The sequence below is a fragment of the Nonomuraea sp. NPDC049695 genome (assembly GCF_040674955.1).
GTDB lineage: Bacteria > Actinomycetota > Actinomycetes > Streptosporangiales > Streptosporangiaceae > Nonomuraea > Nonomuraea helvata.
The window spans coordinates 1-11,489 of record NZ_JBFANV010000166.1 but is presented as its reverse complement, the minus strand read 5'-3'; the positions used below and the strand labels follow the sequence as shown (position 1 = coordinate 11,489).

12 protein-coding genes are annotated in these 11,489 nt (G+C 68.0%); 4 read left to right on the top strand and 8 right to left on the bottom strand.

What is annotated here, in order from left to right; all coding sequences use genetic code 11:
- Positions 1-68: 68 nt before the first annotated feature.
- Together AB0J64_RS55640 and AB0J64_RS55635 are read right to left on the bottom strand one after the other, a co-directional pair.
- A complete protein-coding gene (locus AB0J64_RS55640) occupies positions 69-788 on the bottom strand; it encodes a hypothetical protein (protein ID WP_364046434.1) in 720 nt (239 codons plus the stop codon).
- On the bottom strand, positions 785-1,918 hold the full coding sequence (locus tag AB0J64_RS55635; protein ID WP_364046432.1) for a DUF4158 domain-containing protein: 1,134 nt from the start codon (positions 1,916-1,918) through the stop codon (positions 785-787). The genes AB0J64_RS55640 and AB0J64_RS55635 overlap by 4 nt, the downstream gene beginning before the upstream one ends.
- A gap of 523 nt (positions 1,919-2,441) precedes the next feature.
- Here AB0J64_RS55635 and AB0J64_RS55630 point away from each other — a divergent pair.
- Positions 2,442-3,305: an MBL fold metallo-hydrolase gene (locus AB0J64_RS55630; RefSeq protein ID WP_364046430.1), complete on the top strand. Its 864-nt coding sequence runs from the start codon at positions 2,442-2,444 to the stop codon at positions 3,303-3,305.
- Between the two features lie 214 nt (positions 3,306-3,519).
- On the opposite strand, the gene AB0J64_RS55625 is transcribed toward AB0J64_RS55630, so the two are convergent.
- Positions 3,520-4,464 (bottom strand): NADP-dependent oxidoreductase, encoded by a 945-nt coding sequence (locus tag AB0J64_RS55625; protein WP_364046428.1) that lies wholly within the window; start codon positions 4,462-4,464, stop codon positions 3,520-3,522.
- Between the two features lie 2 nt (positions 4,465-4,466).
- Positions 4,467-5,447 carry an NADP-dependent oxidoreductase gene (locus tag AB0J64_RS55620; protein WP_364046426.1) on the bottom strand — a complete coding sequence of 327 codons (981 nt, stop codon included), beginning with the start codon at positions 5,445-5,447 and terminating at the stop codon, positions 4,467-4,469.
- Positions 5,448-5,561: 114 nt separating this feature from the next.
- Between AB0J64_RS55620 and AB0J64_RS55615 the strand changes: the two genes are divergently transcribed.
- On the top strand, positions 5,562-6,110 hold the full coding sequence (locus tag AB0J64_RS55615; RefSeq protein ID WP_364046424.1) for a TetR/AcrR family transcriptional regulator: 549 nt from the start codon (positions 5,562-5,564) through the stop codon (positions 6,108-6,110).
- Between the two features lie 133 nt (positions 6,111-6,243).
- On the opposite strand, the gene AB0J64_RS55610 is transcribed toward AB0J64_RS55615, so the two are convergent.
- Complete coding sequence (locus tag AB0J64_RS55610) at positions 6,244-6,831, bottom strand: recombinase family protein (RefSeq protein ID WP_364046422.1); 588 nt, start codon at positions 6,829-6,831, stop codon at positions 6,244-6,246.
- Between the two features lie 183 nt (positions 6,832-7,014).
- On the bottom strand, positions 7,015-7,497 hold the full coding sequence (locus AB0J64_RS55605) for a hypothetical protein (protein WP_364046420.1): 483 nt from the start codon (positions 7,495-7,497) through the stop codon (positions 7,015-7,017).
- Between the two features lie 614 nt (positions 7,498-8,111).
- On the opposite strand from AB0J64_RS55605, the gene AB0J64_RS55600 reads away from it, so the two are divergent.
- The gene (locus AB0J64_RS55600; protein WP_364046418.1) at positions 8,112-8,633 is read left to right on the top strand and encodes a hypothetical protein; all 522 of its coding nucleotides are present in this window, start codon (positions 8,112-8,114) and stop codon (positions 8,631-8,633) included.
- A 209-nt stretch (positions 8,634-8,842) separates the two neighbouring features.
- Here the strand turns inward: AB0J64_RS55600 and AB0J64_RS55595 are convergent, their stop codons facing one another.
- Positions 8,843-9,754, bottom strand: coding sequence for an NmrA/HSCARG family protein (locus tag AB0J64_RS55595; protein WP_364046416.1), 912 nt, complete (start codon positions 9,752-9,754; stop codon positions 8,843-8,845).
- A 96-nt stretch (positions 9,755-9,850) separates the two neighbouring features.
- Here AB0J64_RS55595 and AB0J64_RS55590 point away from each other — a divergent pair, with 96 nt between their 5' ends.
- Positions 9,851-10,801: a helix-turn-helix domain-containing protein gene (locus AB0J64_RS55590; RefSeq protein WP_364046414.1), complete on the top strand. Its 951-nt coding sequence runs from the start codon at positions 9,851-9,853 to the stop codon at positions 10,799-10,801.
- An 80-nt stretch (positions 10,802-10,881) separates the two neighbouring features.
- On the opposite strand, the gene AB0J64_RS55585 is transcribed toward AB0J64_RS55590, so the two are convergent.
- Positions 10,882-11,349: a hypothetical protein gene (locus AB0J64_RS55585; RefSeq protein ID WP_364046412.1), complete on the bottom strand. Its 468-nt coding sequence runs from the start codon at positions 11,347-11,349 to the stop codon at positions 10,882-10,884.
- Positions 11,350-11,489: the final 140 nt, after the last annotated feature.

The following is an 11,489-nucleotide window of genomic DNA, read 5'->3' as shown; positions in this document are numbered from 1 at the left end:
TGTCTTGGAGTGACACACCTCTTCTACAGCGGCTCCGCTGCTTTGTTCACCGGCTTTGACGAACAGCCCTAACTCTTAACTGAACGGCGTTGCCGATAGGTCTGATCCAGGAGATCTTCCAGCTCTCGCAGCAGGCCGGCAGGGTCTTCGGGCAGGCCCAGGTCGGTCAGCACGCTGAGATTGACCGCCTCCCACTTGGCGCCCTCCAGCAGCTGGGCGTTGGGGTCACGCCAGCGGCTGGAGCCTGGCGCGAAGATCTCCCGCCGTTTCAAGCGGCGGTGGAACTGCTCCAGCACACAGAACACGTACGCGTTGCGGTCGGCCAGGCCGTCCTTGCGCGCGGGCTGGCCGAAGACCAGCCGCCGCCACACCCCGCTCACCACGCCGGGATCGATGAACCGGACGGGCAGCAGGCTCGCCGAGTGGGTGCGCGGCCGGTGGGCCAGCGCGGCGGGCAGCGCCTTCATTGCCGCCAGTACCTGCTCACCCTCGGGATTGGCGTCGAACTCGATCGCACCGGTGAGCAACTTCACAAAGCCCGACACCATCGGATAGTGGCCGGCCATCTCCGCTCGCCAGCCGCCGTCGTCGTCGGCGTCCGGTGGCGGCACCATGTCCGTAACCACCTCTACCGCCTCGCGCAGCTGCCCGCGCGGCACGACCGCCTCGATCATCTCCCACACCTCGAACAGCCGCACCTCCTCGCCCCACTCGGTAGCCTCCAGCAGCACTTCCACCGCGGCCGCGAGCCGGGCCGAGGCCTTGGCCAGCTTCGGATGCTTCTTCACCTTCTGCTTGTCGGCCTCGCGGTGCGCCTGCCGAGCAGCTCGGTCACCATCAGCAGATCCAGCAGCTCAAGCGCGTCGTCGATCGTCTTGGTCTCCAACCGGCGCGCCGTCGCCACCAGCGTGGCCAGCCTGCGCGCGTCCGGATGACGTTTCAGCTGCGCCGAGCGGACTGTCAGCCCGTACTTGGCCAGCTCCAGCACCCGCCGCCGCGGCACCGACACATCCAGCTCCAACCGGCCCAGCCCGGCACCGAGGATCTCCTCCACCAGCTGCAGCGCCTTCACCATCCCGGGCCCGGACGCCTTGGACGGCCCCTGCCGCCAGCGCTCCAGCTCCGTCATCGTCTTGCCCGGCGGGACCTCCAGCAGTTGCTCCAGCGCCTCCACCTGCTCCGACGTCGGCATCGCCGCCACCGTCGCATACAAGCGCTCGGTCTGTTCCTCCCGAATCCGGGCCACCATCCGGGTCAGCGTGGTGATGCCCGGCAGCAGCACGTCGTTCTCCCGCAGCCAGCGCACCGCGTACTGGAACATCGCGGTCGGCCCGTCCCCGGAGTTCCACGCGTGCGCGGCCAGGGTCGTCTCCAGCTCGGCCTCGGCTTGGCCGAAGTCCTTCAGCCCCAGCTTCGTCTGGATCTGCCCGGCATGCTCACGGTGCGTCGGTTCCCGCTGCGCGTACAGCTTCAGACACGACGCGTCCGCGATCGCCAACTGCTCGGCCAGATAGTCGATCACCTCGGTCGGCACTCCGTCGAGTGGATCCGCCAGGAACCGGCCGATGTAACGCACGCTGGTCAGCTGGACGGCAAAACCGAGCCGGTTGTGCGGACCCCTTTTCTTGCTGATCAGCGCCTTGTCCGCGTTGTCCAGGAAGAACAGCTTCTCCAGCTCCGTGCGCCCTGGCACATCGGCAAAGCGCCCGTAGCGGGCGGCCTCGCCATCGCTCAGGAAATTCACCGGCATGAACGCAAGGTAGGACCAAGCCCTGCCTACCGTGACCCGAGCAATCGAACCGTTACCGCTCGACCGCCAACCGGTCACCTGCCTCGCGGCCAGCTTCAGTCTCGGTCCCGACGCCAGATGCGATCGAACGGAAACGTACGCCAGCGTCCACCAGGCGATGACGATCACACACCATCAGTAATTCGAAGGAACCGGCTTAGCGTACGTTCTCGTTCCTCAACACTCCGAGGGCCGAGCCGACCAGAGTAGGCCAAGTGGCACGGGCGCATCAGCGGTCGATGTAACGGCGTGCGCATGGCGTGCACAATCAGCAAGAGTCTCGACACAGCCGACGACATCAATCCCATCGGCAGCTTGCCGGCAACGGAACGTGACGGCCCACCACCCGTGCCGGGGGACGCCCCACGTTCGCGAACGCACGAAAGCATCGTCTCTCGGAAGCTATTGCAGAGCTGCAGGCGCGAGACTGTCCGACCACATCCAACAAACCTCCTGACCCCGATCTCCAGTCAGATGACAGATTCATCAACGCCAGTCTGCGAGAGATCGTTTCGGCATGGCCAGCAGAAACGCTCGACGTGCGGCCATAGCAGGGCCACGGAACCGACGGCCAAACAAGACGAATGGATTCAAAGTGTTCACAAGCCGTGTATCCCCGGCCTTCCTGGGGTGGGACCTCGGAGGCATCGTTGTGCGCCGAATCGACGAAACCGACATATCACCGGCAACCAGCCAACGATTGCTGCCCGATGCCACACCGGAACACTTGCACCACCCCTGGCTGCACCCCAACTTCACCGACGGCACAGCCTTTGCAATGCACGTTCACATCTTCGCGATCAAGGTGAACGGCAAGCGCATCCTGGTCGACACCGGCATCGGCAACGACAAGCCCCGGCAGATACCCGACGCCGACAACCTGCAGACCCCGCTGCTGCACTGGCTCACCGCCGCAGGCTTCGCCCCAGACACCGTCGACCTGGTGATCACCACGCACATGCACATCGACCACGTCGGCTGGAACACTCACCTGGTCGACAACCGCTGGACACCGACCTTCCCGAACGCCCGCTACCTCACCGACCGCAGGGAATGGGACTACTGGACCGACGTCGCCGCAAGCGACGAGGAAGTCGCCCAGGTACACCGCGACTCCCTGCGACCCATTCGCGACAACGGCCTGTACGACCTGCTCGACATCCCCGCCTCAGGCCTTGAGGTGGCCGACGGCGTCCGCCTGGTACCGACACGCGGCCACACGCCCGGCCACCTGTCGGTGAAGCTGACAGGCACCAGTCGCAATGCGCTGATCAGCGGCGACAGCCTGCATCATCCCCTGCAACTGGCGTACCCCGACATGGGAAGCGTCGGCGACGTCGATCCCGCCGAGGCACGAACCACCCGCCACCACCTGCTCACCGAACTGGCCGACACCGATGACCTGCTGCTGGGCACCCACTTCACGCACCCCACCAGCGGCCGCGTCCAGCAGCGTGACAACCGATTCCAGCTCCTGGCCGATTCCCCTGCCCTTCTCCCGCCAGCCTCGTCCTAAAGATCCGCGGGCCGGTAACAGCGCCCCAAGGAGGGGGTATCACTCTAAGTGACAAGCTCGTCGCCAAGCGCTTGCCGCTGGGCGATGGCGCGGGTGCTGCGCAGCCGGTTGGGCCGGTGTAGATCAGGGGCATGGAGAGCATCCGAACTGTGAAGTTCCGTATGTGGATCGGTCGACCGTGACTTTCCGTTCGAACGCGCCCCAAGAGCCGTGGTTAAGGACTGGTCAGTACAGCAATCACTCGTTTGCCTCGTGCATGTCCGGTCTCGGTCAGCTTGTGGGCCTGGGCTATGTCTTCCAGTGGATAGATCTCCTCGACGATCGGCTGGACGGCTCCTCGGTCGACGTATTCGGCCAGCGCGGTGAGGTCGGCTCGCCGCGAGCGTGCCATCATCACCCGTACTCGTGGCCCCGGCGTGACGATTGAGCGCATGGCGTATCCCATGCCGCTGCTGGCGGTGGTCATCATCCGGCCGCCCCGGCGTAGCAGGCGTCGGTAGCGGCCGAGGTCGCTGCCGTGGCAGTCGAGAACGACGTCGAAAGATCCGCCGATCGCGGCCGGATTGCGGTAATCGAGCGTGCGAGTGGCCCCGTGGTCGCGGCAGAAGCCGCGGTTGACCGCGCTGGCGATGGCAGTGACCCGGGCGCCCATGGCGAGGCCGATCTGAATCGCCGTGCTGCCCACGCCGCCGCTCGCGCCGACCACCAGCAGTTCCTCGCCGGAGGCGAGCCGGAGCACGTCACGCAGCGCGCGCAACGCGGTCACCCCGACGCTGGGCAGCGCGGCGGCCAACGTGAGATCCACCCGGGCCGGCGCGGGCCCGAGAGCGGAGATCTTGACTGCGACGTACTCGGCAGTGGCGCCGGTGCGTCCGCGTACGTCGCCCAGGAAACCCCACACGCGCTGCCCGACCTTCACGTCGGTGGCCCCTGGCCCGAGCTCTGTCACCTCCCCGGCAAAGTCCAGGCCGGTCCGCTTGGGAAAGCGACGGCCCGCCATCAGCTTCATCCCGCCGGAGCGGATCGTGACGTCGACCGGGTTGACGCTAGTGCCGTGAACCCGGATGAGGGCCTGTCCCGCCCCCGGCTCCGGCCGGGCGACGGTCCGCACGCTCAGTTCCTCCGGCCCGCCGTACCTGTCGTACTCCACCGCGCGCATTCTCATCGGGCGGCCTCCGGGTCCACGATGACGACGAGCTTGCCACGGGTGTGCTCCTGCGCCAGGTCCTGGTAGGCGCGCGCCGCATCACTCAGGCCATAGGTCCTGGTCGCGGGCTGGGGCAGCGTGCCGTCGAGCACGTGGGCGGCCAGGGAGTCCATGGTGCCGGGACGGAGGTCGGTGGTGCCCATCACCGTGGTGACCGCCGGGTGGGTGGGCGTGCCCGGGGTGGTGCTGAGCAGCCGTCCGCCGGGACGCAGTATCTGGGTCGCCGCGATGACCGCCTCGCCCGTCAGCGCGAGGTTCACCACCGCGTCTACGCCTTCGGGGCGGCGCCGCCGTACCTCCTCGATCAGGTCGCTCTCGCGGTAGTCGATCACGTCGACGGCGCCCAGGCCCCGCACGTAGTCCCGGTCGAGCTCGATGCCGGTGGCGATGACGGTGCACTGCCTGGCCAGCAGCGGCACGACGACGCTGCCGATGCCGCCAGGCGCGCCGATTACCAGGACCGTCTCGTGCGGCTGGAACAGTCCGCGATCGATTACAGCGAGCCCGGTCATGCCGGTGCTGGGCAGCGCGGCCGCGGTGATGGCGCTCAGCTTCGATGGCCGCTTCGCGAGGTACGGGCCTGCCTGAAAGGTCGCGTATTCGGCCAGCGCGCCGGAGGTGACGGCGGGGATGCCGACGCCGGCGGCGAACGACGGCGGTGCGCCGAAGCCGAATACCTCCTCGCCCACCTCGAACCCGTGCGTGCCAGGGCCGATCTTGGTCACCGTGCCGGCGACGTCGGTGCCGGGGACGAATGGGAAGTCCAGCGGGACCATCTCGCGTACTGTGCCCGCGGTCATCAGCAGGTCGGCCGGGTTGAGCGAGGCTGCGGCCACCCGGACTTGCAGCTGCCCTGGACCGGGTTCGGGAATCGGGAGGTCCTCGATGGTGAACGAGTCGGGCGTGCCGTATCCGGGAACGACGAGAGCTTTCATGAGCATCCTTCCAAGGAGACAGGTTGTCTCTCAGCAGGCATACTGTCCGTACTGATTCATATCGACCAGTCTCATTACCGGCGTTCCGTCTCAACCTGGACAGGAGGCTCGAAATTGTCTCGGGAGAACGTCCGGGTCCGGCGTACCCGCACGCTGCTCAGGCAGGCGCTGGTCGAGCTCATCGAGGAGCATGGCTTCGAGCGGCTCACGGTCGGGCAGATCACCGAGCGGGCGATGGTCAGCAGGGCCGCCTTCTACCGCAACTACCGCGACAAGTACCAGCTCGTGGAGCAGATCTTCGACGAGGCCATGGGCGAACTGCTCGGCACCATGACCGACCACCCCGGCACGCCAGTGCTGGAGCGGTGGACCGGGTTCTTCGAGCACATCGACCATTACCACCGCCTATACGGCGCGCTGCTGGGCAGCAACGGCAGCACCTGGTTCGCCCGCAGGATGCAGGCCACCCTCGCCGACATGACCGCCCAGCACCTGCCCAAGGCGCCCGGCGACCTGGTCCCCACACTCCTGGGAGGCATGTTCCTCCAGGCCATCATCTGGTGGCTGGACACCGGCAGGCAGGTCCCAGCGCGAGAGATCGCCACCCAGACAGCCGGGCTGGCCTCGGCGCTCATCGCCAAGGCCGGCAACGACGGAGCATGAAGCCGCCATGCCGTCGTATCGCGGCTACGCGGCTCCCAGCACCAGGGCGACCGCGACCGTGAGTCTCGGGCAGCACGGCGGCGAGCTTGGCCCCGCCGCCGTAGTAGGTGATCGGGGCAGCACCACGCTCCGCCTACGCCGAGACCGGCTTGTCGGGGTCAAGGTGACGGTAGATCGTGGCGCGGCTGACGCCGAGCCGGTCGGCGATTTGCTGGACGGTGTAGCGGCGCTTACTGTCATCGCCCTTCATCTCATACAACGCCCGAGCCATCTCCACGCCGTGAGCGTCCAGGGCCGGTGGGCGCCCGCCGACGCGGCCGCGCGCTCGGGCCGAGGCCAGCCCTTCGAGGGTGCCCTCAACGATGAGCTCCCGGAGGAACTCATCGAAGGCGCCGAACATGTGGAACTGCAGGCGCCCGGACGGCGTGGAGGTATCGATACCCTGCTTAAGCACCAGAAGCTCGACCTCACGCTCGCGAAGCTGCGCGGCCAGGTCGAGCAGGTGCCGTAGGGATCGTGCGGCGCGCGACAGGCGGGTGATGACGAAGGTGTCCCCGCCCCGGAGGTAATCCAGCGCCTTGTCGAGCTCGGGGCGGCGGTCGATCTTCCCGGACGCCTTGTCGATGAAGATCCGATCGCATCCGGCCGCGGTGAGGGCGTCACGCTGGCTGTCGGGGTTCTGGTCGCGGGTGGAGACTCGCCCATAACCGATCCTACTCACGCCCCAAAGTATCTCATAAACGGCGCTGATGCGGAGTTGCGAAACATAGTTTTCGTACGCGGATTATGAGACATGATCGAGTGGTCGGGCGAGTGGAACGGGGCGTCGTTGCGGGATGTCGCAGAAATGTTCATTTCTGCGATCCACACACAGTCACCACCCTCACTCACCGTGAGAACTGGGTCAGTTCAGATCTTCGATGATCGTCCAGCCGCGGCTACCGCCGATCTTGGCAAGCTGCTGGCGCAGCACCGCGATCCGCTCACGCGCGTCCGGCCCCGCGATCCCGATCGTGATGCGCTCATCGGTCGCGTGGTAACTGGTTCGCCGATCGCCCGCCGCGACCCGGCACGCCGCGTTGATGGCGGCTCGCAGCCGGGCCACTTTCCGTGGGTCACCCTGGCCGCCGAACCCTTCGATCGTCACCGACGAGAACAGCGGTGCGAGGCGCAGGCCGTCTCGTCGCTTGGCAGCGTCCAGCTCTTCCTGATCGGCACTCAGATCCTTCAGGATCCTGTCCCGGTCGACCGAGCTGATCGGCCTGCGGCCGAGCCAGTCAGGCCAGCCATCGGGCCGAGTTGGCACGACCCGCACCGGCTCGAACGGAGGCGGCGCAGCTGCCTCACCGGCCTTGCCCTCAGCATCGGCGGCCACGCTGTCGCTCAACCAGTCTCCTCGTGCCACGCCTGCGCGCCGGTTCGTGATCTCCTCCCGATCGTACCGGTCGTATCCAGCCGATGACCTACAGATAGGACAGACGTGTTGCGCTGTGGGCACCCCCTATCCACCCACACCCCTTCGCGACCCTGCCTGACCTGCGGCGGGAGGCTTATCGTTCAAACACCACCGCACGTCGCCGGCTGAGGGCCTTGGAGGCGGTCGGCTGGGTGCGGGTGCGCCGCCGCGGCGGGTTGTGGATGCATGTCCAAGCCATCACCGACGAGCACCTCATCACGATCATTCCCGCAGACGAGGTTCCTGCCGATGGCCCTGGTGTAAGTGCCACGCTTGACGAGTCCCCCCTGCCAGATCTGACGACTCCCCCCTTGCCAGAGGCGTCGAATCACCCCCTGCCAAATGTGACGCCTCCATATGGCGCACCTTCAGAGAGCGCACCTTCAGACGATTCACCCTCAGACAGCGCAGACCCTCTCGCCGTAGGCGATCTACAGCACCGTAAGGGCGACCCCGGGAGCGCGCTGTCGCGCGAGAGGCCAATCATCGACGGGAACAAGCCGGGCGCCACCTCGCGACATCAACCGCCAGGTGCATTGAGTGTGATGGCTGCGATCCCTCTGCCCTGGCAGCTCGACATGAGCTCGCGTGACCGGGACCGAGTCCTTGCCGCCATCGAGTCGGAGATGGCGGCCGGCAAGACCGTCACCGAGATGACCCTGCGCATTCGCCGCCGGTTGGCAGTTTGGGTCGGCCGCGAGCCTCGCCGTCCGGTCGCTGCGGCCTTGACGGTGATCAAGCGTGGTTACGACTGCCCCCGGCCCGATTGTGAGGATCACTTGCTGCCGTCAGGGCATCCCTGCGGTGCTTGTGCCAAGATCGGTTTCGAGGTGTGTCAACAGCGGCATGCCGAAACCGCCGTTGCCCGGGAAGGGCAGGCCGAGGTGTCGCCCGCGGCCCCGCTCTCGTCCCCCGCACGAGCCGAGCAATCCGAGCCGCTGAAGCTGAGCACGCAAGAACCTGATCCTGAGTGCTGGCGGCGCGGCGTTGAGCTGGCGCGGAGGCTACTGAACGAGCGTAGGCAGTCTGCAAGCGATCATCTGAGTCCGGCGACACGGAGCGCGTGATGGGCACCGTTCCGCGTAGCGACGACACGACTGGGGTCACGTCCATGGACGTGACCCGGTGCGCCCAGCCCGCCATCCCCGCTGGACACGAGGCACGGGCAAGATCCAGGACAGTTCCCGTGTTCACTGTGATTCGCTCGACGAAGGAGGAGCCCGACTCGGAAGCTCCTGGGCTGAAGCGACCGGCCTGGGTTCGCCTCGCGCGGGAGCTAGGGCAGGAGGGCGGCGATCCGCGCCGCCCCGCCGGTGGCCAGCCAGCGGTCGAAGGTCAGCAGGCCCGGGTGGAGTACCCGGGCTCGGGCCAGGTCGGCGCCGTAGCCGCCGTTGCGGTTGAGGAAGTCCACGGCCTCGGCGAACGTGGCGTTCTGCGCCTGTATCACTTCGACCGGAATGGGGACGTACGGAACGTCACGGCCGAGGGCAGTGCTCAGCGCCCGCGCGATCCGCGGCGGGGTGAGCTCGTCGCCGGCGATGTCGACGGCCCGGCCGAGGTAGCTCGTCGGGTCGTCGAAGGCCAGGGCGGCGAAGGCGCCGATGTCGGCGAGCGCGATGAGCTGTTCGGGGACGTCGGCCGCGAGCGGTGTGGCCAGTGCGCCGGAGCCGAGGCCGAACGCGGGATCGGCGTAGTTGTCCATGAACGACGCCGGCCGCAGGATCGTCGCCGGCGCGCCGATGCGCTGGAGGTGGTGTTCGATCCGCAGCTTCGGCTCGAACGCGCGTACTCCCTCGGCCAGGGTTGCGCCCGCCACTGACGAGAACACCAGGTGCGCCGCGCCCGCCGCCAGCGCGACATCGGCGATGAGGCGTCCCCTGGCGACCTCGGCGTCGTACGGAACCGGCGATGCGCCCAGCACTCCGGCCTGGACGCTGAACACCCCTTGGATGCCGGTCATGGCGGCCTCCAGCGCCGCACGGTCCCCGGGCCGGTCCTGCGCGATCTGCGCGCCCGCTGCGGCGAGTTCCTTGGCCTGCCGTGAGTCCGGAGACCGGGTGAGTGCCCGCACCGTCCAGCCGTCGGCGAGCAGCCGGGCCGCGACCGCTCCGCCCTGCCTGCCCGTCGCCCCGGTGACCAGGATGACCTTGTTGCGGTTGCGTTCCGGCATGACGTGCCGCCTTTCCATGTGATCGAGGGTCGGCGCCAGCCTGGCCGGACGGCGCGTTCTGGGAAAGTGGCCGTATTGCCGTTGATCGCGGGTTTTGTGCCATGATGGCAGGCCATGGGCTTCCAGCGGATTGTCGCCTACGCGCCGAGCGGGGTCACCGCCCTGGCGCTGGGCATCGTCGGCGGGGTGTTCGGCGGTGGGTCGGACCGTCCGGCGTTCGAGACGGTGGTCTGCTCGGAGCGGCCCGGCGACCTGCGTACCGACCTCGGCCTTCCGCTCCGGGTCGAGCACGGCCTGGCCGCACTCTCCGACGCCGACCTGGTGCTGGTACTGCCGGGCGACGCGTTCCGCGCCGAGCCCGGCGCGGCCGTGCTGGACGCGCTGTGCGGCGCCCACGCGGCGGGGGCGGTCGTGGCCGCTCACTGCACCGGGGTGTTCCTGCTCGCCGCCGCCGGTCTGCTGGATGGCCTGGAGGCCACGACGCACTGGCAGTTCGCCGACGAGCTCACCGCCCGCTACCCAGCCGTACGGGTCAGACCGGACGCCCTCTACATCGACCACGGGAGCGTGGCCACCGGGGCGGGCGCCGCCGCCGGGCTCGACCTGTGCCTGCACCTGCTCCGGCGCGAGTACGGCGCCGGGCTCGCCAACCGCGTCGCCCGTGGCCTGGTCACCCCGCCGCACCGGGACGGTGGCCAGGCCCAGTACATCAGCGCGCCGATGCCAGGCGACGGCGACGACATGCGGCTCACCGAGGTCATCGCCTGGGCCCGCGCGAACCTGGACCGCCGCATCCCGGTCGCGGAGCTGGCCGCGCGGGCGCTGATGAGCCGCCGTACCTTCGCCCGCGCCTTCAAGTCCGCCACCGGCGCGAGCCCCCACGCCTGGCTGCTGGCCCAGCGTCTCGACCGCGCCGAGCAATTGCTGGAGACGACCGACCTGTCGATCGAGGAGGTGGCGCGCCGCGTCGGCTACGGCAGCGCCACCGTCCTACGCGAGCAGTTCACCGCACGCCGGGGCGTCGCCCCCCGCAACTACCGCCGAGCCTTCCGGCAGCACCGATGAACGCAGCGGGCCGAGAGGGGGGAAGCCCCGGGAGCGCCAGCCGTGCCGACAGCCACAACGCAGACTCGGTCGTGAGCCGCCTAATCGCTATCGCTCCAGGTCTCCACCGGAGTGCCGGCCTCATCCACCATCACGCTGGTGAAGGCGAGGTGCTCGTTGAACGCGTTGTAGGTGTCCGCCCACAGGGGAGACGCCAGCCGTTCTTCGATCTCGGCCAGTAGTTCGGGCTCGGTTTCGCTCTCGGCGAGGGCATGGAGGAGGAACTCGTACCCGTACCAGCTAGTGAGTTGCATCATCTGGCGCCTGATCACGGGTTCGGGAAGCTGGGCGGACTCACGCAGGCGGCGGGTGGCCTGCTCGTCGCCGTACCAGAGGGCCGCGAAGACCGTGAGTAAGGATGCCTGGTCCTCTGGTCCTCCCAGCTCGGTGAGGTTCGCTTCCAGGTCGTTCTCGGGGCTGAAGGTCCACCCGTTGAGCGTCCCGATCACGTCGAGTGGCAGGTCCTCGGGGTAGCACGAGCGGTGGGTGGCGTTGAGCCGCCGTACCACCTCCCAATGGCTCGGAGGCGATGTACACGGACACTCAAGTTGAGGATGAACGCGTCGTTCAGGATGAGGACGTGGCGGGCTACACGCTGGGCCGCTTCTGGATCGAGGGGCTGCGCATCGACCCGGTCGGCGGGGTGGAC

What these genes read in the sequence shown, in the direction of transcription:
- AB0J64_RS55625 (WP_364046428.1), bottom strand. Translation starts at nt 4,464, where the DNA reads ATGCGCGCGGTGGAGTACGACAGGTACGGCGGGCCGGAGGAACTGAGC.
- AB0J64_RS55620 (WP_364046426.1), bottom strand. Translation starts at nt 5,447, where the DNA reads ATGAAAGCTCTCGTCGTTCCCGGATACGGCACGCCCGACTCGTTCACC.
- AB0J64_RS55600 (WP_364046418.1), top strand. Translation starts at nt 8,112, where the DNA reads ATGGCTGCGATCCCTCTGCCCTGGCAGCTCGACATGAGCTCGCGTGAC.
- AB0J64_RS55595 (WP_364046416.1), bottom strand. Translation starts at nt 9,754, where the DNA reads ATGGAAAGGCGGCACGTCATGCCGGAACGCAACCGCAACAAGGTCATC.
- AB0J64_RS55590 (WP_364046414.1), top strand. Translation starts at nt 9,851, where the DNA reads ATGGGCTTCCAGCGGATTGTCGCCTACGCGCCGAGCGGGGTCACCGCC.